22 protein-coding genes are annotated in these 22,567 nt (G+C 63.6%); 14 read left to right on the forward strand and 8 right to left on the reverse strand.

Annotated features, from left to right (window positions below; all coding sequences use genetic code 11):
* Positions 1–13: 13 nt before the first annotated feature.
* Positions 14–1,255 (reverse strand): extracellular solute-binding protein, encoded by a 1,242-nt coding sequence (locus FGL95_RS23740; protein WP_169591594.1) that lies wholly within the window; start codon positions 1,253–1,255, stop codon positions 14–16.
* A 137-nt stretch (positions 1,256–1,392) separates the two neighbouring features.
* On the opposite strand from FGL95_RS23740, the gene FGL95_RS33005 reads away from it, so the two are divergent.
* The 5 genes from FGL95_RS33005 to FGL95_RS23765 are packed head-to-tail and all read left to right on the forward strand — an operon-like array spanning position 1,393 to position 6,147.
* Positions 1,393–2,307, forward strand: a complete 915-nt coding sequence (locus FGL95_RS33005; protein ID WP_338079998.1) for an SIS domain-containing protein — start codon at positions 1,393–1,395, stop codon at positions 2,305–2,307.
* On the forward strand, positions 2,304–3,224 hold the full coding sequence (locus FGL95_RS23750) for an ROK family protein (RefSeq protein ID WP_338079999.1): 921 nt from the start codon (positions 2,304–2,306) through the stop codon (positions 3,222–3,224). Before FGL95_RS33005 ends, FGL95_RS23750 begins: the two co-directional genes overlap by 4 nt.
* On the forward strand, positions 3,224–4,378 hold the full coding sequence (nagA, locus tag FGL95_RS23755) for an N-acetylglucosamine-6-phosphate deacetylase (RefSeq protein WP_169591602.1): 1,155 nt from the start codon (positions 3,224–3,226) through the stop codon (positions 4,376–4,378). Before FGL95_RS23750 ends, nagA begins: the two co-directional genes overlap by 1 nt.
* Positions 4,375–5,310, forward strand: coding sequence for a hexose kinase (locus FGL95_RS23760; RefSeq protein ID WP_169591604.1), 936 nt, complete (start codon positions 4,375–4,377; stop codon positions 5,308–5,310). The genes nagA and FGL95_RS23760 overlap by 4 nt, the downstream gene beginning before the upstream one ends.
* A 9-nt stretch (positions 5,311–5,319) precedes the next feature.
* Positions 5,320–6,147: a class II fructose-bisphosphate aldolase gene (locus tag FGL95_RS23765; RefSeq protein WP_338080000.1), complete on the forward strand. Its 828-nt coding sequence runs from the start codon at positions 5,320–5,322 to the stop codon at positions 6,145–6,147.
* Here the strand turns inward: FGL95_RS23765 and FGL95_RS23770 are convergent.
* Together FGL95_RS23770 and FGL95_RS23775 are read right to left on the reverse strand one after the other, a co-directional pair.
* Positions 6,144–6,746, reverse strand: a complete 603-nt coding sequence (locus tag FGL95_RS23770; RefSeq protein WP_169591607.1) for a DUF1345 domain-containing protein — start codon at positions 6,744–6,746, stop codon at positions 6,144–6,146. The genes FGL95_RS23765 and FGL95_RS23770 overlap by 4 nt on opposite strands.
* Positions 6,747–6,755: 9 nt before the next feature.
* Positions 6,756–7,985: a lipase family protein gene (locus FGL95_RS23775; RefSeq protein ID WP_338080001.1), complete on the reverse strand. Its 1,230-nt coding sequence runs from the start codon at positions 7,983–7,985 to the stop codon at positions 6,756–6,758.
* 75 nt (positions 7,986–8,060) lie between these two features.
* Between FGL95_RS23775 and ramB the strand changes: the two genes are divergently transcribed.
* Complete coding sequence (gene ramB / locus FGL95_RS23780; RefSeq protein WP_169591613.1) at positions 8,061–9,470, forward strand: acetate metabolism transcriptional regulator RamB; 1,410 nt, start codon at positions 8,061–8,063, stop codon at positions 9,468–9,470.
* 48 nt (positions 9,471–9,518) lie between these two features.
* Here ramB and FGL95_RS23785 read toward each other — a convergent pair whose 3' ends face one another.
* The gene (locus FGL95_RS23785) at positions 9,519–11,348 is read right to left on the reverse strand and encodes an acyl-CoA dehydrogenase (RefSeq protein ID WP_169591615.1); all 1,830 of its coding nucleotides are present in this window, start codon (positions 11,346–11,348) and stop codon (positions 9,519–9,521) included.
* Positions 11,349–11,794: 446 nt separating this feature from the next.
* On the opposite strand from FGL95_RS23785, the gene urtA reads away from it, so the two are divergent.
* The 7 genes from urtA to FGL95_RS23820 are packed head-to-tail and all read left to right on the forward strand — an operon-like array spanning position 11,795 to position 17,919.
* The gene (urtA, locus tag FGL95_RS23790) at positions 11,795–13,081 is read left to right on the forward strand and encodes an urea ABC transporter substrate-binding protein (RefSeq protein WP_169591618.1); all 1,287 of its coding nucleotides are present in this window, start codon (positions 11,795–11,797) and stop codon (positions 13,079–13,081) included.
* A gap of 42 nt (positions 13,082–13,123) precedes the next feature.
* Positions 13,124–14,008, forward strand: a complete 885-nt coding sequence (gene urtB / locus FGL95_RS23795; protein WP_169591620.1) for an urea ABC transporter permease subunit UrtB — start codon at positions 13,124–13,126, stop codon at positions 14,006–14,008.
* Positions 14,005–15,132, forward strand: a complete 1,128-nt coding sequence (urtC, locus tag FGL95_RS23800; protein ID WP_169591623.1) for an urea ABC transporter permease subunit UrtC — start codon at positions 14,005–14,007, stop codon at positions 15,130–15,132. The genes urtB and urtC overlap by 4 nt, the downstream gene beginning before the upstream one ends.
* Positions 15,129–15,962: an urea ABC transporter ATP-binding protein UrtD gene (gene urtD, locus FGL95_RS23805; RefSeq protein WP_169591625.1), complete on the forward strand. Its 834-nt coding sequence runs from the start codon at positions 15,129–15,131 to the stop codon at positions 15,960–15,962. Before urtC ends, urtD begins: the two co-directional genes overlap by 4 nt.
* The gene (gene urtE / locus FGL95_RS23810) at positions 15,955–16,647 is read left to right on the forward strand and encodes an urea ABC transporter ATP-binding subunit UrtE (RefSeq protein WP_169591627.1); all 693 of its coding nucleotides are present in this window, start codon (positions 15,955–15,957) and stop codon (positions 16,645–16,647) included. Before urtD ends, urtE begins: the two co-directional genes overlap by 8 nt.
* Before the next feature lies 1 nt (position 16,648).
* A complete protein-coding gene (locus tag FGL95_RS23815; protein WP_169591630.1) occupies positions 16,649–17,353 on the forward strand; it encodes a GntR family transcriptional regulator in 705 nt (234 codons plus the stop codon).
* A gap of 14 nt (positions 17,354–17,367) precedes the next feature.
* Entirely contained in the window at positions 17,368–17,919 is a 552-nt protein-coding gene (locus FGL95_RS23820; RefSeq protein WP_169591632.1) for a carboxymuconolactone decarboxylase family protein, read from the forward strand.
* Here FGL95_RS23820 and FGL95_RS23825 read toward each other — a convergent pair.
* Positions 17,916–18,776, reverse strand: coding sequence for an SDR family oxidoreductase (locus FGL95_RS23825; RefSeq protein ID WP_169591635.1), 861 nt, complete (start codon positions 18,774–18,776; stop codon positions 17,916–17,918). The genes FGL95_RS23820 and FGL95_RS23825 overlap by 4 nt on opposite strands.
* 104 nt (positions 18,777–18,880) lie before the next feature.
* On the opposite strand from FGL95_RS23825, the gene FGL95_RS23830 reads away from it, so the two are divergent.
* Positions 18,881–19,276, forward strand: coding sequence for a winged helix-turn-helix transcriptional regulator (locus tag FGL95_RS23830; RefSeq protein WP_169591637.1), 396 nt, complete (start codon positions 18,881–18,883; stop codon positions 19,274–19,276).
* A 7-nt stretch (positions 19,277–19,283) separates the two neighbouring features.
* Here the strand turns inward: FGL95_RS23830 and lpdA are convergent, their stop codons facing one another.
* Genes lpdA through FGL95_RS23845 form a run of 3 tightly spaced genes read right to left on the reverse strand, consistent with a single transcriptional unit; the run spans position 19,284 to position 22,517 of the window.
* Positions 19,284–20,690, reverse strand: a complete 1,407-nt coding sequence (gene lpdA / locus FGL95_RS23835) for a dihydrolipoyl dehydrogenase (RefSeq protein WP_169591640.1) — start codon at positions 20,688–20,690, stop codon at positions 19,284–19,286.
* A 46-nt stretch (positions 20,691–20,736) separates the two neighbouring features.
* Positions 20,737–21,561, reverse strand: coding sequence for a nucleotidyltransferase domain-containing protein (locus tag FGL95_RS23840; RefSeq protein ID WP_169591642.1), 825 nt, complete (start codon positions 21,559–21,561; stop codon positions 20,737–20,739).
* Positions 21,558–22,517, reverse strand: coding sequence for a membrane dipeptidase (locus FGL95_RS23845; RefSeq protein WP_169591645.1), 960 nt, complete (start codon positions 22,515–22,517; stop codon positions 21,558–21,560). The genes FGL95_RS23840 and FGL95_RS23845 overlap by 4 nt, the downstream gene beginning before the upstream one ends.
* Positions 22,518–22,567: the final 50 nt, after the last annotated feature.

Genomic DNA, 22,567 nt, shown 5'->3' on the forward strand with positions numbered 1-22,567 from the left:
AATGCAGCCGAAGCTACTTGGCGGCGTTCGCTACCTTCGTCAAAACCTCGGCGGGGCTTGCTCCTTGGTCGATCGTGCCTGCGAGTTGTTGCAAAGCTCCCTGCGCTGCTCCCCATTTCGGGTTGTTGCTGGGGTAGAACTTCGCCGTCGGAAGAGTTGCGACGAACGTCTTCGTGACCGGGTCTCCTGCCAACTTCTCGGCGCCAGAGATCGTCGTCGGGATGAACCCTTCGGTCTGAACGAATTTCGCATACACGTCGGGTGAGTAGAAGTAGTCGAGGAACTTCCTGACCTTTTCCTGCTTGGCCGGATCGTTCTTGAACGACATCAAATGGTCGGCAACACCGAGCGTGACCGGCACACCCGTCTTGCTCGGCGTCGGTGCGGTGCCGTACTTCAGCCCGGGGTTCTCTTTCGCGAGCTGCGCCACGGTGGGCGGGAGGCCTTCGATCATCCCGACCTTGCCTTGGATGAACGCGTTGATGACGTCTTTGCGATCGGTCGCGCCGGGGTTCGGCTGGGTGGCCTTTTCGTCGATCATCCGCTGCATTGCGGTGACGCCCTCGACATTTGCCGGCGTATCGATCGTCAGCGTCTGATCGTCGCCCCACGAGCCGCCCGCGCCGAACGTCCAGATCGACGTCTCCCCTTGTGCCTCCTCGCTGCCGAGCGGTAGACCGTAACCCGATACGCCACCGAGGTCGTTGATCTTCTTGGCGTCGGCGAGGAGTTCGTCCCAGGTCTTCGGCGGCGCTGTGATGCCTGCCTTGTCGAACAACTCCTGGTTGTAGAAGAGCGTGCGAGTCGACGCGAAGATGGGCAGCCCATACTGCTTGCCGTCGATCGACGCGTTTCGCGCAAAGTCGGGCTGGAAATCAAGGAGTACGCCCTCGGAGACGACGTCTTTCGCCTCGTAGATCAGCTGCTCCGGCTTGACGTAGCTGGCGTAGGCGTCGATGTTGAGGATGTCCGGCGCCGATCCGCTCTGGATCTTGTCCTGAACGGTCTTGTTGATCGTCTTCCACGACTCCATTTGCAGCGAAATATCGACATCGGGGTTCTTGGCCTCGAAGTCTTTGATGATCCCGTCCCAGAGAGCCTTCGTTCCATTTTCGCCGTCGGTGTAGATCGGTGCGAGGAACGAGACCGAGTCCTTGTTGTCTTCGTCGCCACCGAATCCACACGCCGGCGCGCCGAGGGCCGCGCACGTCAGCACAGCCGCCAAGCTGAGCGCTCTCCTGGATAGACTTTTCACGTCGCCGCCTCTCTGAAGACTTCTCCCGCTCAACCTGATCGAAACTTAGGGCAGCAATCTACCGCCAAATATGCTCGAATGTGAGCGATCACCGGCTCATATTGACAGAGATGAGCAGACCTGGGCATTCTGTCTTCGTGACCAACAGCGTCGGTAGGTCGGCGAACGGCTCCTTCCTTGCAGCCGAGGTCGCGAGCCAGCCGCAAGATTGGGCAAACGCGGCGACAACCGCCGAGGTCCATCGTGACCTGTTACCGGCTCCTGGGGAGCGAGTTGCCGCAATCGGCTGCGGCACTTCCCTTTTCATGGCGCGTACGTTCGCATCAGCGCGGGAATCCGGCGGTCAGGGCGTGACGGACGCCTGGCCGGCCAGCGAGGTCCGCACAGATCGCAGCTACGACCGCTACCTGTTCATCTGCAGGTCCGGCACGACGACCGAGGTCGTCGATGCGATGCGGTCCGTCCCGGCGGGATCGCGTTCGACAGTGATCTGCTCCAGCCCGCAGACGCCCGTGCTCGAGCTTGCCGATCCGATTCTCATCGACGAGGTCGACGAGAAATCCGTCGTGCAGACGAGATTCGCGACCACGACGTTGGCAATCCTGCGCTGGCATCTCGGGGAAGATCTGACACCGGTGATCGAGCAAGGCCGCGCCGCACTCGCCGAACCGGACGACGCACTGGCCGGTGTGCGAAACGCCGAGCAGATCACGTTCGTTGGACAGGGAATGGCCGGGCCGCTGGCCGACGAGGCCGCGTTGAAGTTACGCGAATCGTGCCAGGCATGGGTCGAGTCCTACCTGGCGACCGAATACCGTCACGGACCGATCAGCATCGCAGCGCCGGGTCGCGCGGTCTGGGCGCTGGGACCGCTCGTGGCCGGCCTCGCCGACGACGTGGCCGCGACCGGTGCGCACTGGGAACACCGCGACGTCGACCCGATGGCCGAACTCCTTCGAGTGCACCGCCTGTGCCTGCTACGGTCTGCCGACCTCGGACTCGACCCCGACAATCCGCGCAGTCTGCACCGCTCAGTCATTCTCGAACCGTGACGGACAACGAGCTCGTCCTCGGCATCGACGTCGGTGGCTCCACGATCAAGGGTGAGATCAGCGACGGCTGGGGCAAGGTGGTCGCGGCATCGAGTGTTTCGACCCCACGAGGCGACGCGGCGGTCACCGCGATTGCGGAATTCGGTGCTGCACTGCTGGATACCCTCGCCGCCGAACCAAGAGCGCGAGTCGGTCGCGCAGCAGTCCTGCTGCCGGGGATTGTCGACACCGAACACGGAATTGCCGTGTTCAGCGCGAATATCGGCTGGCGCGATGTGCCGGTCGCCGGGGTCTTCACCGAGCGCTGGGGTATGCCTGTCCTCGTCGATCACGATGTCACCGTTGCCGGTTGGGCCGAATGGCGCTTCGGCGCCGGCCGCGGCTACGACGACGTGTGCATCGTCGTTCTCGGCACCGGAATTGCCGGCGCGCTCGCTGTCGGTGGCCGACTCGTCACGGGCGGGCTCGGACAAGCGGGGGAATTCGGCCATGTCGTAGTTCGCCCGAACGGGATCGCTTGCCCCTGCGGGAACGTCGGCTGTGTCGAGACTGTTGCATCGGCGGCGGCAATTGCGCGCGAATACGCCCGGCGGTCGGGTCGATCGGTTGCCGGCGCAGCGGACGTCGTTGCACTCCTCGCGACCGATGCTGTTGCGCAGCAAGTGTGGTCGGAGGCGATCGACGCGCTGGCCGACGGCCTCGCCGGTGTGGTGCACGCCGTGTCGCCGGAACTGCTCGTGCTCGGCGGCGGACTTGCGGCGGCCGAGGACCTGCTCGTGAAGCCACTTCGCTCCGCCCTGGAGGCTCGGGTGCGAGTGGTCCCGGTGCCCGATGTCGTTGTCGGCAGGTTCGGCTCGCGTGCGGGATTGGTCGGTGCCGGACTGCTTGCCTGCATCGGCCAGCGGAGCGAAAGCTGATGAATACCAGCATGTTTGCGATCCGTGGGCGGGTAGTGACGCCGGACGAGGTACTCGGCGACGCGGTCGTGACGATCATCGGCGACCGTATCGAAGCAGTCGACTCGTTCGAAGAATGGCACGCGGCCAACGCGGGCGCGACAGCGCCCCAGCCGGTCGGCACGCTGCTTCCGGGCCTCGTCGACATCCATTGCCACGGCGGAGGTGGGCACGCGTTCACGACGGCCGACGTGACCGAAATGGCAGCTGCGGCAAGGCATCACCATGAGTTCGGCACGACGACGCTGCTCGCAAGCCTGGTGACAGCGCGCCCCGAGACGTTGACCGAGCAGGTCGCGACACTGATTCCACTTGTCGACGACGGGACGCTCGCGGGAATCCATCTCGAAGGCCCGTTTCTGTCCGACGTTCGTTGTGGCGCGCAAGATCCGGCCTATCTGCTGGAGCCCGACCCGGCATTGACGGCCGTGCTGCTCGAAGCGGGTAACGGGCGGGTCCGGGTGATGACTGTGGCACCCGAACTTGACGGCTACGCCGAACTCGCGGCGCAACTCCGCGCACGCGGAGTCATTGTCGCGATCGGCCATACCGATGCGGACTATGCAACAACTCGCGACGCATTGCGCGACGATGCCTGCCTGGTCACGCATTTGGCGAATGGGATGCCGCCGCTGCACCACCGACGCAGCGGACCGGTCGGCGCGTCGCTGGTCGCGGCAGCTGACGGTGACGCGGTCGTCGAGGTGATCGGTGATGGAATCCACGTCGACGCCGGGTTCGTTGCGATGGTGTTCGCCGCGGCTCGTGGCAACGTCGCCCTCGTTACCGATGCGATGGCTGCGGCCGGAATGCCCGACGGCACTTATCAACTCGGACCGCAGCGGGTGGCTGTCGAAGATGGCATCGCGCGCATTGCGAACGGGTCCATCGCGGGCGGTACGAGCCATCTGATCGAAGTGCTGCAGCGTACGGTGCGAGAGTCGGCAATCCCGTTGGTCGACGCGGTGCGAGCGGCCAGCGAAATACCCGCCGCAGTTCTCGGACTCGACGGGACCTGCGGATCCATTCGGCCCGGTCGGTACGCCGACCTGATTGTCGTCGACGACGACCTCGAACTGGGCAGCGTCATGCGGCGTGGCAGCTGGCTGTCGTGATCCTCACCGTCACAGCGAATCCCGCCTACGACGTGACCTACGAAGTCGGCCAGCTCGTCCGCGGCGAAGTCCACCGCGTACGCGCCGTGTTCGAGCGCCCCGGCGGCAAAGGTGTCAACGTCGCGCGGGTCCTCGCTCAACTCGAAAAGTCATTCTGTGTCATGGGATTCGGCAACGCCGAATTCTCGGCGGCGCTTCTCGACCTGGGTTCGACCGTCGACCTCGTGCATGCACTCCCCCGCATTCGGCGAACCCTCGTCCTTTCGGAAACAGCTGCAGGAGTTACTACCTCGCTATGGGAGCCGGGAGCATCGGTGAACGATCCCGACGCCGCGGACCGGCTCGTTGCGCGGGTCCAAAGCCGGTTGGCCGACGCGACCGGCGTCGTGATCTCCGGCAGCCTGCCCGGCGAAACAGCGCCCGACCTGCCTGCCCGGATCGCGCTGGCCTCGACCGAGGCTGGACTGCCGGTGATCTGCGACATCGACGGCGCGGCACTGGAATTGGTGGCGCGGTCCGTACCCGGGGTGGTGCTGGTTCCCAACAGCGACGAACTGCAACGGCTGGCCGGATCACCCCTGCCGACCCCTGGAGACGTTGTCGCCGCCGGCCGCCGACTGCGCGCACAGGGCGTCGGGGCAGTCGTCGCGACGCGCGGCGCAGTCGGGATGATCGCAGTGACCGAGGACGGAGCCTGGCACGCAGCACTTCCAGAGCCGCTGCCCGGCAACCCGACCGGTGCGGGCGATGCAGCTGCGGCCGCCATCATGGCTCATCTTGCAGAGCCCGGACCTCTCGACTGGTCCGCGCTGCTGACCGACGCGGTCGCGACATCCGCCGCCGCAGTCACACGGCCCGTCGCCGGCGAGATAGACAGGGCCTTGCGCGATCACTTGCGTCGGACCGTCCGAATCGAAAAGCTCGATAGCTGAGGAGATGTCGTGCCACTGATAAACATGTCGGCCGCTCTTACGGCAGCTCGACCGGGCGGTCTCGGTTCGTTCAACGTGATCACACTCGAACACGCCGAAGCCATCGTCGGCGGTGCCGAAGCCGCGAAATCCCCTGTTGTGCTACAAATCTCGGAGAACACCGCGAAATACCACCGCGGTCTCGCGGCTGTCGCCGCGGCGTGCTTGCACATTGCGGCAGCCAGCACCGCGAACGTCGTCGTGCACCTCGACCACGCGACCTCGCCCGACCTCGTCCGTGAGGCGGTCGACTTGGGCGTGCGGTCGGTGATGTTCGATGCGTCGATGCTGTCGCACGACGAGAACGTCGAAGCCACTGCGGCAGTGGCAAAGTGGTGCCAAGATCGCGACGTCCACGTCGAAGCGGAACTCGGTGAGGTCGGCGGCAAGGACGGGGTACACGCTGCCGGCGCTCGAACCGACCCAACCGAAGCCGCCGAGTATGTGGCCGCCACCGGCGTCGACGCGTTGGCCGTCGCGGTCGGGTCGTCGCACGCGATGCTCACCCGCGATGCGGTCCTCGATGACGACCTGATCGTCAGAATCGCTGCGGCGGTGACCGTACCGCTCGTGCTGCACGGCTCGTCGGGCGTGCCGGATGCCGGACTGCAGTCCGCCGTGCGGCACGGGATGTCGAAGATCAACATCGCGACTCACCTGAACCAAGTCATGGCGACTGCGGTTCGGTCCGCGCTGACCGACGAACTGCTGGTCGATCCGCGAAAGTACCTCGGGCCAGGCAGGACTGCCGTACAGGCTGAGGTCGAGCGGCTACTCCGCGTCCTAGCGATCGACTAGCTCTTGAGCCAGTCGATCGCGATGGCGACGACCGCGGCGTTGAAGAAGAAGCTCAGTACGCTGTGCGCGGTCACCCGGTTTCGCATCCTTGACGTGACAACGGTGACGTCGGATACGGCGAAGGTTGTACCGATGGTGAATGAGAAGTACACGAATTCCGCCAGCTGCGGATTGGGACATTCGGGAAATTGCAGTCCGCCGCTGTCGAGGCAGGCGCGCGCGTAGATCTGCGCGAATGTCGTGTGCAGTAGCAACCACGACAGCAAGACTGTCGCGGCAGCGACGCCCTCCTCGGTCGGGTTGCTCCCGGTGGCCGAAATCATCACGAAGCCGCCTGCCAGACCAGCACTGCTGGCCACAACCGCGAGCACGGCCGTATACCAACGGGGACCGACCAACTCGGACAGCTGAGCAGCGCGGTCGACCTGTAGTTCGCCGCGCAGGGAGTGCCAACCGAGCACGACGTAGACACCCACCAGCACGTCCCAGGACAGCATCAGCCCAAAGCCGGTGTAGACCTTGAACACGAGCAACACCAGCCAGATGATTCCTAGACCGGTGAGGCTGAACTCGAGTGTCCAGAGGACTCGTTGGCGCATCACACCTATCTAGTTGGTGCTGCAGCCAGGCGCAACAGGCTTGCCTGCGAGCCGGTCGTTCAGCCAGTCGAACGCTGACGGTAGGCCGGACAGGGCGACGATCAGATGCTCGCCGACCAACTCTTCGAGCCGGACTCTGGCCCCCTTCGAGCACCACTCACCGAACAGTCGCTCGGCGCCTTCACGCGGAATCCAGATCTCCTGCTGACCCTGATAGATGAAGACCGGCGCTGTGGGCGCCTGCCCACCCATCCGCGTCGCGGCCAGAACCTGTTGCACGACAGGCGTATCGACGACGTTCGGAACGTCGGTCAACGCCTCGACCGGAATGGGTGCGACGACACCCGGTGGCGCGAGCGCGGCCAAACACCAGTCCTTGGCGATCATTCCGAGCCGCCAACCGTTGTCGTTCATCAGTGGGATCAGTTCGGTGTACTCGCGAGCTACGCCCATCGTCGCCGCAAGGAAAAGGCTCGATGACATGTTCTTGCCGTTCATCGAGCCGAGCAGAATCCGGTAGTCGACTGGCGCTCCGCCCATGACGACGCCTGCAATGTTGAGCTCCGGAGCGTAGGTCGGCGCCAGCTCGGCCGCCCAACCCGCGGCGATCGCCCCGCCGGAATACCCGCTGATGCCGATCGGCGACGACGGCGCCAGCCCGAGCCACGGTGAATTCACGGCCGCGCGAATCGAATCGAGTACGGCGTGGCCCGATATCCGACCCGCGGCATAGGCCTGATGTGGGCCCTGATGGTCGGTCACGATGACCGCGTAGTTCCGAGCAAGGAGAATTTGCACGGCCGCGAGCTCGATCTCACTGCCCCGAGGCAGGGTCCACGACGGCACGCAGGTCAGACCTAGCGAGTCGATCGCCGTGTTGTACGCGACCACCGGTCGCGCCCCGGGTCCGGGCCATGGCGTCAGCGGAACCATCACCGTCGTGACCACCGGAATGGGGCGGTCTTTCGAGTCGGACGACCTGACCAGCAGTTGGGTGGTGGCGACCGGGGTGAGCAGCGGGCCTACCGAGGCGGGGCGCGAACTCAGCACCGTTCCGGGTGCGGCGTTCTCGAAGCCTGGCGGTGCGTCGAACCAGCGATCGCCCAACGGCGTCGGATACAACGCGGCAGGGTCTCGCGGCGGATTCTGCAAATCCGAGATCGGATCCGCTGCGACCGGCGCGGGCACCCCCAGACCGCAGGCCAAAGCGACGATCAGCCCCGCTACCTTTGCGCGCACGAGATGCAGCCTACGACTTAACAACATTGCGAATGAGGCATTTGCAGACCCGGCTACGGTCCGTACGCTGGACTTATGTCCAAGACGTATGTCGGAGCACGGTTGCGGCAGCTCCGCATCGAGCGCGGGATGAGCCAAGTGTCGCTGGCGCAATCCCTCGAAATCTCGGCGAGCTACCTGAACCAGATCGAGCACGACGTCCGACCGTTGACGGTCCCCGTCCTGCTTCGGATCAGCGAGGTCTTCGGTGTGGACACCACCTTCTTCTCGTCGCAGGACGACACGCGATTGATCGCGGAGTTGCAGGAGGTGGCCCTCGACCAAGAAATGGGCATCACAGCCGACGCAAGGGAAATTGCGGACATGGTGTCCACGCATCCGAGCATGGCGCGAGCGATGGTGAACATGCATCGCCGGTATCGCAACACGAGCGCACAACTGGCAGCCGCCACCGAGGAACGATTTGCCGACGGCGCCGGAAGCGGATCGATCAGCAAGCCGCACGAAGAGGTCCGCGACTACTTCTACCAACGGCAGAACTACTTGCACGAACTCGACACCGCCGCAGAGGATCTCACGGCACGGATGCGCTTTCACCGCGGCGATGTCGCCGGCGAGATCGCGCGCAGGCTGACTCAAATTCACGACGTCCAGATCATCGAACGGATCGATCTCGGTCCGAATGTATTGCACCGCTTCGACCCCGACGCTCGTGTGCTCGAGATTTCGCCGCACTTGTCCGGAGGTCAGAAAGTATTCAAATTCGCCGCCGAACTCGCGTACCTGGAATGCGGCGACCTGCTCACCAGGCTGGTCGACGAGGGAAACTTTGCATCCGAGGCGTCGCGGCGCCTGGCGATGCTCGGGTTCGCCAACTACTTCGCCGCAGCCACGGTGCTGCCGTACGGCCAATTCCATGACGTCGCCGAGGATTTCCGCTACGACATCGAACGACTGTCGGCGTTCTTCTCCCAGAGCTACGAAACGATCTGCCACCGCCTCTCGACTCTGCAGCGCCCGAAGCAACGCGGTGTTCCGTGGTCGTTCGTGCGCGTCGACCGCGCGGGAAACATGTCGAAACGCCAATCCGCCACGGGTTTTCACTTTTCGTCGAGCGGCGGCACCTGCCCGCTGTGGAACGTCTACGAGACGTTCGCCTTCCCAGGCAAGATCATGACGCAGATCGCGCAGATGCCCGACGGCCGCAAGTACCTGTGGGTCGCCCGGACAGTCGAGCGCCGCGCAGCCCGATACGGCCAGCCGGGCAAGACATTTGCCATCGGCCTCGGTTGCGAGCTACGCCACGCGGGCCGCGTGGTCTACGCCGACGGTCTGGACCTGGACGACGCCAAGGCCACGCCTATCGGTGCCGGCTGTCGCGTCTGCGAGCGGGAGAACTGTCCGCAGCGCGCGTTCCCGCCGCTAGGCAAGGACCTCGACATCAGCGAACACCGAAGCATGGTGTCCCCCTACGTATTACGCTGACCCTCGTGAGTCTTTTAGGAGTCTATGGACTCCTAAAAGACTCACGAGTCAGAAGGCGGCTTCGTCGAGATCCATGATCTCGGTGTCGATCGACGCAATGATCGCCTTCGTCGCGGCGAGCTTCGGGAGCACGTTCTTGGCAAAGAACGACGCGACAGCGACCTTGCCTTCGTAGAACGGGCGGTCCTTGGCTGACACGTCACCGGCAAGCGCGACCTGCGCGATGTCGGACTGCTTGAGCAGCAACCACCCGATCACCAGGTCGCCGACCGCGTACAGGAACCGAACCGATCCGAGCCCGACCTTGTACAGCTCGGACGGAGTCTGCTGCGCGGCCATCAGGTAGCCGGTCAACGTCATCGTCATCGCTTGTACGTCGTCCAACGCCGCCGCGAGCAGATCACGCTCCGGCTTCAGGCGGTCGGAGTCGTTGTCGATGAACGCCTTGATCTGCCCGGCAAGGTGCCCGAATGCAACACCGCGGTCGCGCGCGATCTTGCGGAAGAAGAAGTCCTGCGCCTGGATCGCGGTCGTGCCTTCGTACAGCGAGTCGATCTTCGCGTCGCGGATGTACTGCTCGATCGGGTAGTCCTGCAGATAGCCGGACCCGCCGAGCGTCTGCAGGCTTTCGGTGAGCAGTTCGTAGGCCTTCTCTGACCCGACGCCCTTGACGATCGGCAGGAGTAGATCGTCGACGCGATGGGCGAGATCGTGATCGGCGCCCGAGACGAGTTGTGCGACATCGTCGTTCTGATGCGCAGCGGTGTAGAGATAGACCGCGCGCAGACCTTCCGCGTACGCCTTCTGCATCGCGAGGCTGCGCCGAACATCCGGGTGGCGGGTGATCGGAACGCGTGGTGCTGCCTTATCCGTCATCTGCGTCAGGTCCGCGCCTTGGACGCGTTCCTTCGCGTAGGCGAGCGCGTTGAGGTAGCCGGTCGACAACGTGCCGCTGGACTTCACGCCGACCATCATCCGAGCGTTCTCGATGACCTGGAACATCTGCGCGATGCCGTCGTGCGTCTCACCGACCAGGTAGCCCACTGCGGGTACATCTGTTGCGCCAAAGGTCAATTCACACGTCGGCGAGGACTTGAGGCCCATCTTGTGCTCGAGACCGGTGACGTAGACACCGTTTCGCTCACCGAGTTCGAGGGTCTCCGGGTCGAACAGGTAGTTGGGGACGTAGAACAGGCTGAGCCCCTTCGTGCCCGGACCAGCACCTTCCGGACGAGCCAACGTCAGGTGGAAGACGTTCTCGGCGGTGTCGGAGACGTCGCCGCCCGAGATGAACCGCTTGACTCCCTCGATGTGCCACGTGCCGTCGGGCTGCTGGATCGCCTTGGTCCGTCCGGCGCCGACGTCGGAACCGGCGTCCGGCTCGGTCAGGACCATAGTCCCGGCCCAGTTCTTCTCGAATCCTGCTGTTGCCCAATGCTTCTGCTGCTCGGTCCCGATGTTGTACAAGACCGAGTTCATCACCGGACCCATGTTGAAGAAGATCGCGGCGGGGTTCGCGCACGTGATGAGTTCCTGGATCGCCCATGCCACCGATGCGGGAGCGGGCACACCACCCATTCCTTCGGGCAGGCCGATGCGGCTCCAGTCGGAGTCGTGGACCGCCTTGACCGTCTTCCGCAGTGCATCGGAGATCGTGATCGAGTGCGTCTCGGCGTCGAAGACTGGCGGGTTACGGTCGGCATCGGCAAACGACTCCGCGATCGGGCCTTCGGCGAGCCGCACGACTTCGGACAAGATGTTGCGGACCGTTTCCGAATCCAAGTCGCCATAGGCGCCGGAATCGAGCAATTCGCCGAGGCCAAGCACCTCGAAAAGGTTGAACTCGATATCGCGGATGTTGCTCTTGTAATGCCCCATGGCGTGACTCCCTCGTCGGCGCAGACCTACGCGCCAGAACCTTGCCTTACGGCGTAGAACCTGCGCAACCGTAGGTTACCCCCAGCGCTTGCGCCTTCGCCGCACCGGAAGTCGACGACGAACACGCCGACCCGGTCAGTGCCATCATTCCTGCCAAGACTGCGGCCAACTTCTTTGCGCGTCGATCGAACAGCATTATTTCCCCCTGATCGCCCCCGATAAATCTTCTCAGGAGTCTATGCGCTCCTAAAGACGCACAACAAGATAGTCCCAACGGCGAGGGCTTTGTAACTCAGCGGAAATCCGGGACACATACTCGTCATCGAGATTCATTCGGGCGCAATACTTTCCCTTTAATGTCTGCGTTCACGAATACAGCCGCTGTATACAACGGCGGATACGCGGCGTGTTCGATCGTCCCTTCCGGTTGAACGAAAGGCCCGTCAATGCCAGATTCTTGTGCCAATCCTCGCCAACGGTCCAGACGCTTTCAGCGATTCGTCGCACTCCCCACTGCAGTCGCGGCCGCCGGACTGGTCCTTGCCGGCTGCGGCTCCAAGGCCGGCGATTCCGAAGCGTCCAAATCGTGTGTCGATACGTCGGGAGACACCGTCAAGGTAGGCGTGCTCAACTCGACCTCAGGGACGATGGCGATCAGCGAGGTGACCGTCCGCGACTCCATCTTGCTGGCCATCGACCAGATCAATGCCTCGGGCGGCGTACTGGGCAAGAAGATCGAACCGGTCCGCGAGGACGGGCAATCCGAGCCGAAGGTATTCGCCGAGAAGGCCGAGAAATTGATCAGCAGCGACTGCGTCGCAGCGGTATTCGGTGGCTGGACGTCCTCGAGCCGCAAGGCCATGAAGCCGGTGTTCGAGGGCAAGAACTCGCTTCTCTATTACCCCGTGCAGTACGAGGGCCTCGAGGACTCGAAGAACATCTTCTACACCGGCGCGACCACGAACCAGCAGATCATTCCGGGCCTCGACTACCTGAAGGAGAAGGGCGTCAAGTCGCTCTATCTCGTCGGCAGCGACTACGTCTTCCCGCAGACCGCCAACCGCGAGATCAAGGCCTACGCCGCCGCGAACGGCATCGAAATCAAGGGCGAGGACTACGCACCGCTGGGTTCGACCGCCTTCGGCACCATCGTCGACAAGGTTCGCGAGAAGGACGCAGACGCGGTCTTCAACACGCTCAATGGCGATTCCAACGTCGCGTTCTTCAACGAATACAACAACAAAGGCCTCAAGGCCGCGGACATGCCGGTGATTTCGGTGTCCATCGCCGAGGAGGAAGTCGCGGCGATCGGCGCCCCGGTGCTGCAAGGGCAGCTGGCGGCGTGGAACTACTACCAAACGGTCGACACACCCGCGAACAAGTCCTTCGTGACGGCCTACCAGGCGAAGTACCCGGGCAAGCCGACGTCCGACCCGATGGAGGCGGCCTACGCATCCGTCTACCTCTGGAAGGCAACCGTCGAAAAGGCGAAGTCGTTCGACGTCAAGGCAATTCAGGACAACGCTGACGGCGTGAGCTTCGACGCACCGGAAGGCAAGGTCACCATCGACGGCAGCAACCACCACATCACGAAGACGGCGCTCATCGGCGAGATCAAGCCGGACGGGCTCATCTACACCGTGTGGGCATCACCCGCGCCGATCAAGCCGGATCCGTACCTGTGCTCGTATGAATGGGCGAAGTCGCTGCAAGATTCGGGCTCCTGCAAGTAACCGGCTAGGCATCGACGAGACATAGAAGGGCGGGACATCGGCATGGAAGTCCTGATCGGGCAGTTGTTCACCGGGCTCAGCCTCGGGTCGATCCTGCTGCTCGCAGCGCTGGGCCTATCGCTGACTTTCGGTCAGATGGGCGTAATCAACATGGCCCACGGTGAGTTCATCATGGCTGGCTGCTACACGGCCTACGTGGTGCAGAAGGTCTTCTCCAGTGCCGGTGTCTCGCTTTTCATCTCGCTCTTCGTCGGATTCATCGTCGGCGGAGCCATGGGCGTGCTGCTGGAGGTGACTCTGATCAACCGGATGTACAAAAGGCCGCTCGACACGCTGCTTGTGACGTTCGGAGTCGGGCTGATTCTTCAGCAGGTCGCTCGCGATATTTTCGGTGCGCCTGCCGTGAATGTCGCATCTCCCGAGTGGCTTCGCGGCGGCGTCGAGATTCTCGGTGCCGTCATCCCGAAGGCGCGAATCTTCATCATGATCCTTGCGGTCGTGTGTGTGGCGGTCCTTGCACTCGCACTGAAGGTGACGCCGCTCGGGCGGCGGATTCGCGCTGTCGTGCAGAACAGGGACCTCGCCGAGACCAGCGGGATATCCAGCCGCAGAACCGACATCAGCACGTTCTTCATCGGATCAGGCCTGGCCGGAGTGGCCGGGGTGGCGCTGACCCTGATCGGCGCGACGAGTTCTACCACGGGCCAGTCCTATTTGATCGACGCCTTCCTCGTCGTGGTGATCGGCGGCCTCGGCCAAGTCAAAGGCGTTGTCATCGCGGCCTTCTCGATCGGACTACTCAATGCATTCATCGAACACGAAACGACGGCATCACTGGCCAAGGTGATCGTGTTCCTCCTGATCGTCGTGTTCCTGCAGGTGCGACCCCAAGGCTTGTTCACAGTCAAGACGAGGAGTCTCGCATGAGTTTCCTGCGCAGCCGAGGCGGCACGATCATCGGCTTTGCCGTCGCTGTTGTTCTCCTGTTCGCTGCGGCCCCCGCCATGCTCAGCGATTTTCGGCTCAATCTACTCGCGAAGTATCTTTGCTTTGCCATCGTGGCAGTGGGCATCGGATTGGCTTGGGGCCGTGGCGGAATGCTCACCCTCGGTCAGGGCGTGTTTTTCGGACTCGGCGCCTTCATGATGGGCATGCATCTGAAGATCGCAGATGCCGAGATCGCGCACAGTGACGTTCCCGACTTCATGGGGATTGCGGGCATTCGCGAACTACCCGCCTACTGGGAGCCCTTCAGGTCACCTGCCTTCGCTCTGTTCGCGATTGTGGTCATTCCCCCGCTGGTTGCGGTAATCCTCGGCTTCGGCGTCTTCAAACGCCGCGTCAAAGGCGCCTACTTCGCGATTCTCAGTCAGGCGCTGGCGGGCGCGATCGCGATCTATCTCACCGGCCAACAGAGCATCGGCGGATCCAACGGGCTCAACGGTTTTCAAACGTTCTTCGGCTTCAACCTCTACGACCCGGTCAACAAGAAGATGCTGTTCTACATTGCCGCAGCAACGCTCATCGTCGTCCTTCTCGTGACGTGGCAGTTGATGAACAGCCGCTACGGCGAACTGCTCGTTGCGGTGCGTGATCAGGAAGAGCGCGTCCGTTTCCTTGGCTACGACCCCGCCAACATCAAAATCGTCGCTTACGCGGTCGCTGCACTCTTCGCGGGAATCGCTGGGGCACTGTTCGTCCCGATCGTCGGATTCATCACGCCGGCAGATATCGGTATCGCTCCGTCGATCGCATTCCTCATCGGTGTGGCAATCGGTGGGCGGACAACACTTTTCGGTCCTGTCATCGGCGCAATTGCCGTCGGTTGGGCTACCAGCACGCTGTCCGAGGAATTCCCGTCGGGCTGGACGTACTTTCAAGGCGCACTGTTCGTCGTCGTCGTCGGCTTCTTCCCCGCCGGCCTTGCCGGTCTCGCTGCGCTGCGGCTACGCCGAAAAGCCAAGGTCGGTCCCGAATCGCCGCCACCACCGGTGGTGACCGAGGGCGTCGACGATGTGACACCCGACTTGGCGAAGGAGCCGGCACGATGACGACAGCGGTCAGCCACGAGCCCACCTTCGGGGGCAACGTGGGGATGGGGACCGAGTACCTCGAAATACGTGGGCTGACGGTCAGTTTCGACGGATTCAAGGCGGTCACGGATGTCGACCTCACCTTGTTGCAAGGCGACCTCAGATTCTTGATCGGCCCCAACGGCGCAGGCAAGACGACCGTGATCGACGCCATCACCGGTCTTGTGCCCGCAACTGGGTCGGTGCGTAAGTCCGGCGTCGAACTGCTCGGTAAGAAGGTGCACCAGATCGCCCGACTCGGTGTCGGGCGAACCTTCCAGACTGCGAGCGTGTTCGAACAACTCACGGTCCTGCAAAACCTCGACATCGCCGCCGGTGCGCATCGGTCCGTACTGACGATGCTGCGCAAGCGTCGCTCGATCTTGCCGAAAATCGAAGAGGCACTGGAAATCACCGGTCTCGGCGATCTCGTCGACAAACCGGCAGGCATTCTGGCGCACGGGCAGAAGCAATGGCTGGAGATCGGCATGTTGCTGGTCCAGAACGCGTCGGTCCTGCTGCTCGACGAGCCCGTCGCGGGCATGAGCGCCGAAGAGCGCGACGAGACCGGAAACCTGTTGCGGCGCATCGGTGGCGAACGCACGGTCGTCGTCGTGGAGCACGACATGGACTTCATGCGCGCGTTCGCGACGTCGGTCACCGTCCTCGCCGGCGGCAAGATCCTCAGCGAGGGAACGGTCGAAGAGGTCCAAGCCGATCCCAAGGTGCAAGCGGTCTACCTCGGCACCGCTGCGGGCGGCGAAGAGCTGGCCAAGGTCGCCGCCGAGACAGGAGAAGCGAATGCTTGAACTCGTCGACGTGCGGACCGGATACGGCCGCTCCGAAGTGATTCACGGTGTATCCCTTTCCGTTCCAGCGGATGGCGTGGCTGCGGTGATGGGCCACAACGGTGCTGGGAAGACGACCCTGTTGCGCGCGGCAGTCGGCCTGCTGCCCGCCAAATCGGGGAAGGTCCTCTTCGACGGCGACGACGTCGGCAAGCTGCGTCCCAGCGCGCGGGTGCGCCGCGGCATCGCATATGTGCCGCAGGGCCAGCAGTCGTTCGGGCAGCTGACCACCATGGAGAACCTGCAGGTCGTCGCCGACGGCCGCAAACGCGGCAAGGCATTGATCGAAGAATCGCTCGAGCTGTTTCCCGCATTGCGCGACTTGTCGGCCAGACGCGCAGGCCTGCTCTCCGGCGGCCAGCGCCAGCAACTCGCCATCGCGCGAGCGTTGATCACCGAGCCGAAGTTGCTGATTCTCGACGAGCCGACCGAGGGAATTCAGCCGTCGGTCGTCGCCGAAATCGAACGGACCATCGTCGAGCTCACCGCGCGCGGTGGGCTCAGCGTGCTGCTCGTCGAACAGCACATCGGGTTCGCATTGCAGGCGGCGCAACGGTATTACGTCCTGCAATCCGGTCGAGTCACCTCCTCCGGCGACGGCGGGGCTGCGGCCGAATCGACCGTTCGCGCCGCGATGGCAATCTGACATGGTCGGCCGGGGGTCGCGACAGGACCGCCCGCTCGGCGAGAAGGTGTACAACTCGCTGCGCAGAGATCTCGCGTCAGGGTCGATCTCGCCGAACGAGCGGCTCGGGGAAGAGCGGCTGGCCGAGCTCTACGGCGTGTCGAGGACTCCTGTCCGCGAGGCATTGGCGCGGCTGCTCGCCGACGGGCTGATCGAGCGTGACCACCATGGTCTGTATCCGTACCGGCCACGCCTGGACGAGCTGGACGGGTTGTACGAACTTCGAGTAACGCTGGAATCCAAAGGAATTCAGCGGGTACTCGACGATCCGACGCTCAGTCACGACCACGCTCTGCTGCGGGCAGAACTCGGGACCTGGGAGCAATACCGAAGCGCATCGCCGAGCGCGGGCTCCGACCTCGTCATCGCCGACGAACATTTCCACATGGTCTTGCTGTCGTCATCAGGCAACCCCGCACTGGCCGACGCATTGGAGGCGGTGAATGCACGGGTACGGCCCGCCCGAGCGCTCGATGCGTTGTCCGACGAACGAATCACCACGATGATCCGCGAGCACGTGCACATCGCCGAGCTCGTACTCGAAGGTCGGCTCAGAGCGGCCCGCGATTCGCTGATCTCCCACATCGCAAGCTCACAGACGACCGTCTTGGAACGTGCCACACGAGCGCTATCGATGGCGAAGCTTGGGCTCGCGGTCCGGGATTGAGTAGCGTCGAAGGCATGACGACACCGCAGCAGTCCGAAGCCCCCCGCATATCTCCGGGGCGACTGAAAGAACTCGGACCGATCAACTGGGTAGTCTGGCAGGTCCTTTCCCGCGGATCGGGCACGCAGGACGCGCATTTGTTCAGCACTCTCGGCCGCGCAGGTGGCCTGTTTCGAGGGTGGCTGTTCTACAGCGGCAAGCTGATGCCAGGCGGAAAGCTCAAGCGTTACGACACCGAGCTGGTCATTTTGCGAATCGCGCACCTGCGCAGCTGCGAGTACGAGACGGACCACCACGTCCGGCTGGGCAAGAGAGCCGGAGTGACGCGCGAGCTGTTCGAACAGGTGAAGGTGGGTCCGACAGCGCCAGAGTGGAGCGACAAAGATCGCGCACTGCTCACCGCCGTCGACGAACTCGTCACGGTCAAGGATCTGACCGACGCGACGTGGGCCGCGCTCGCCGAGCACTTCGACGAGCGGCGGCTGATCGAGTTCCTGCTTCTCGTCGCTCAGTACGACGGATTGGCGACCACGATCACTACGCTGCGGATTCAGCGGGATTTCTAGCGCGCCAAAGCCGTTCGCAGGACAGTTGCGACGGGGGTAGACGAGCGTCCGAGCAGCCGTTGAAGGTCGCCGCTGTCGGTATCGAGGGCGCCTGCAGCGGCGCCGACGTCGGAGTCCGCCAGCACGCTCGCGAATCCCGATGGAACGCCGGCCTGTTCGAGCGCGCTCACGTAATCGGCCGCTGACAGGTTCAGGTAGCGGACAGCTTCGCCACTGACCGCCGAGAGCTGTTGCGCCAGTTCTGCATACGTGAGCCGCTCGTTTCCGCCGAGCTCGTAGACCAACCTGTCGTGCCCCTCGGAGGTCAGGACAGCCGCCGCCGCTTCGGCGTAATCGGCGCGCGCTGCACCGGCGACCTTCCCTTCGCCCGCACTGCCGATCAGTACGCCGCGCTCGACGGTTGCAGCCAGTCCGTTGGTGTAATTCTCCCAGTACCAGCCATTGCGAAGCAGTACATAGGGGACGCCGGACGTCGCGAGAATCTCCTCGGTCGCCTTGTGCTCGGCGGCGAGAGCCAGCGGGCTGCGGGACGCGTCGAGGATGCTCGTGTACGCGATCGACTGCACACCGGCGTCGGCCGCCGCGCGGATCACGTTGGCATGCTGCTCGACCCGCTGCCCCACATCACTTCCGGAGACCAGCAGCAATTTGTCGACGCCTGCGAGCGCTTCCTTCAGCGCAGCCGGATCTTCGTAGGTCGCCTCACGGACGACGACACCACGGTCGGCAAGGTCGGCGACCTTGGCCGAATCCCGCACCACGGCAACAACATCGGCCGGTTCGGTACCTCGCGCGAGCACCGCCTCGACGACGAGACGCCCTAGGTTGCCACTTGCTCCGGTGACGGCGATGGTCATGCGCACTCCAAATTTCGTAGTAACTTCCCTTTCGAATGACACTAACTAAAATGCAGCACTACCGCAATAGCATGTGACCACGGCGACGGTTGTACCATGTATTCATGCAATCGGAGAACGCCGCGTGGGATGCCACCACCCTCGAGGCGGACGTCTTCGACCGGAACTGTCCGTCGCGCGAGACTTTGCTCGACGTCACCGGTCGATGGGGCGTGTTGGCTCTCGTCGCATTGGACGACGGTCCGCAGCGGTTCAACGCATTGCGGCGCCACGTCGACGGTGTGAGTGAGCGAATGCTGTCGCAGACCCTGCAGGCGCTGGAACGCGACGGCTTGGTACACCGCGAAGTACTCGCGGCCATCCCGCCGAAGGTCGAGTACAGCCTGACGCCACTGGGCGAGGAAGTCGCCGATCGGCTACGAGGCCTGATCGAGCTACTCGAAGGGAAGATGCCGGACGTAACGGCGGCGCAGGCCGCTTACGACGCGCGCCGCCGCTGACCGGAAATCAGAAGTTGATCATGTGGCCTGCGAGGCCGTGCAGTGCCTCTTGCAGCGCCTCGCTCAGCGTCGGGTGAGTGTGCACGTTGCGCGTGAGTTCGTTGACCGTCAGGTCCCACTTCTGCGCGAGCGTCAACTCCGGCAACAGCTCGGAGACGTCCGGCCCGATCAGGTGCCCGCCGATGAGTTCGCCGTACTTCTGGTCCGAGATCAGCTTGACGAATCCAGTCGGGTCGCCGAGTCCGTGCGCCTTGCCGTTCGCCGTGAACGGGAAGGTCGCGACCTTGACGTCGTAACCTTCGTCGCGCGCCTGCTGCTCGGTGAGGCCGAAGCTCGCAACCTGCGGCTGGCAGAACGTCGCACGCGGCATCATGCGGTAGTCGTCGATCGGGAGCGTCTCTGCACCTGCAATGGTTTCGGCCGCGACCACCCCCTGTGCCTCCGCGACGTGCGCGAGCTGCAACTTGGCGGTGACGTCACCGATCGCATAGATGTGTGGGACGTTGGTCCGCATCTGGTTGTCGATGGCGATGGCCTTGGGCCGGTCGCTGAGTTCGACGCCGGTGTTCTCCAGCCCGTAGCCCTCCAGGCGCGGAGCGAAGCCGACAGCCTGCAGCACCTTGTCGACGGTGACCGTCTCGATGTCGCCGCTCTTGTTGTCCTTGATCGAGACCGTGACCTTCGAGCCGTCGTCCTCGATCGACTGGACCGCAGCGCCGACCTGAATCTTCACGCCGAGCTTCTTGTAAGCCTTCGTGATTTCCTTCGAGACGTCGGCGTCCTCGTTCGGCAGCGCACGGTCCAGGAACTCGACGATTCGCACGTCTACGCCGTAGTTGGCGAGGACGTAACCGAACTCCATGCCGATTGCGCCGGCACCGACGATGATGATCGACTCGGGCAACTCGCGCGTCAGGATCTGCTCTTCGTAGGTCACGACGTTCTTGCTCAAGGACGTGCCAGGCAGGAGTTTCGTCTCCGTACCCGTCGCGATGATCACGTTGTCGAACGTGAGCGTCTCCGTACCGCCCTTGGACAGCTCCACGCTGATCGTCTTCGGATCGGTGAAACTGCCGAGGCCGTCGAACTCGGTGATCTTGTTCTTCTTCATCAGGAAGTGCACGCCTTTGACGCGACCGTCCGCGACCTTGCGGCTACGGTCGAATGCCACGCCGAAGTCGAAGCTCACGTCGCCCGAGATGCCGAACGTCTTGGCTTCCTTGTTGAAGATGTGTGCCAGTTCGGCATTCCGCAGCAGGGCCTTCGACGGAATACAACCGACGTTGAGGCACACCCCGCCCCAGTACTGCTTCTCGATAATGGCGGTGTTCAAGCCCAGTTGGGCCGCGCGGATCGCCGCGACATAGCCACCGGGACCGGCACCGAGAACAACGACATCGAAGTGTGAGGTCACGGCGACGAGCCTAGTACCGCGCGGTTGCGGCTGCACACGGATCCCCTCACGGCTCCTCGCAGACCGACCTCGTTTCGGCGATCAGTTCCTCGGCGACGGCCAGTGCGTCGGCAAGCTCGGTCGGTGTCGAGCCGAGCTCGCCCATGAGTCGGTGTGCGCGAATCGCGAAATCTGCGGGCGCGTCTGGGAGCGCGCTGGCCGCGGCGATCGCGCCCTTCTCGTTGATCAGCCACCGACCGGCATGGCCATGTAACGCGTGAGCGCAAACTGTGACCGCCCGAAACAGGCACCCTGCGATGAAAGTCGTGTCCGCACGGCCGATGGCTTTGCGCGCGATTCGGACGTCGAACGTCGCCTCCCACAGTCGGGCAACCAGACTCTTGCTCAAGGCCTCTGGATAGTCCCGCATCGTCCGGCGCAGGCCGTCCAACTCTCCCGTTGGGTCGGCGAGAACCAGCGCGAGAGCGAGTTCGCCGGCGTATGCGAAATCCGCGAACCCGAAGGGATGTCCGTTCTGTGCGTGGAACCCGTACGCACCCTGCTTCGCCCCTGCCCAGACCGCGATCACGCGGTCGAGATCGCGGTACAACCAGTCGACCGCGCCGCCCTCGATCGTCAACCACGCCCCACCGTCGACCCAGGGTCCCCATTCACCGCGCGCTGTCACCGTGGCGTCCACTCCTGCCACCTCTCGGGCAAGTCCGGCGAGCGCAGCCGTATCGAGCGGAGGACGGTAGTAGAGCCCTATATCGACGTCGGAGTCCGGCTGATGTGTGCCGCGTGCGCGGCTCCCACCGAGGGTGACGCCGACGATTCCTTCGACGGTGGTCAGCCGGAACGCCAACTCCCGCAACCGCTCATCGCCGATCATTGCCACACCTCCCGCGCGATTCGCATGAAGTTTCCACCCATCACCGCAGCGATCGCGTCGTCGTCGTGGCCACGAACGCGCAGCACGGCATCGAGGGTCAAGGTGTCTTCCGGCGGGACCCAGTGCAGGGGACCCCAGCTCGTATAGGCCGCGGAGAACGCCTCCGGGTTCGTCGCCAGCATCAGATTGAAGTCCGCGTGATCGAAGCTGTAGTCGGACCCGACGCCGACGTGCGAAATGCCGAGGAGATTTACCCCGTATTCGATTTGGTCGGCCATTGCTTCGAGACGACGAGCGTCGTCGCCGGGTCCGTTGACGCCCAGAAAAATTCCGACGCCGTTGATGCCCACAACTCCGCCGGTGTCGGCGCATGCGCGGGCTTGGTCGTCGGTGATGTTGCGGGGATGAGCCCACAGTGAAGCGAAATTGGAGTGGCTGTAGATCGTCGGTCGAGCACTCGTCGCGGCGAGGTCCAAGCCGGTTTGTCGCGAGCAGTGCGAGCCGTCGACGAACATCCCGACCTGATTCATCTCACGGACCAAGTCGCGACCGTATGCCGTCAGACCAGTGTCGTTGCTGTCCAAGCAGCCACAGCCTGCTGCATTGGCGTGGTTGTACGTCGGCAACAGCGAGCGCACGCCGAGGTCGTAGAAGTGGGCGACGTTGCTCAGGTCACCTTCCAAGGGTCCGGAATCTTCGAGATCGAAGGCCAGGGCGATCTTGTCGTTCGCGACGGCGCTGACGATGTCGTCGACCGTCCGGACCGTGTCGAATCGCCCGTCGCTGGTTGCACGGTCGGCGAAGTCGGTCGCGAAAGCCGTCGAGTCCGCGCGCGTTTGTGGCGAATAGCCCACGTTCACAGACAGATACGCGCCAAGGGGGTTGTGGTAGCGCGCGAGCTCGCTGATGTCCGCCGCGTGTATCAGCGGTAGGCAGCAATGCTGTTCCCAGATCACGGCTACAAATGTAAGCGGCCGCCGAACTCGGTGAGCGAGGCTCGGACACA

Source organism: Antrihabitans stalactiti (assembly GCF_012932915.1).
Classification (GTDB): domain Bacteria; phylum Actinomycetota; class Actinomycetes; order Mycobacteriales; family Mycobacteriaceae; genus Antrihabitans; species Antrihabitans stalactiti.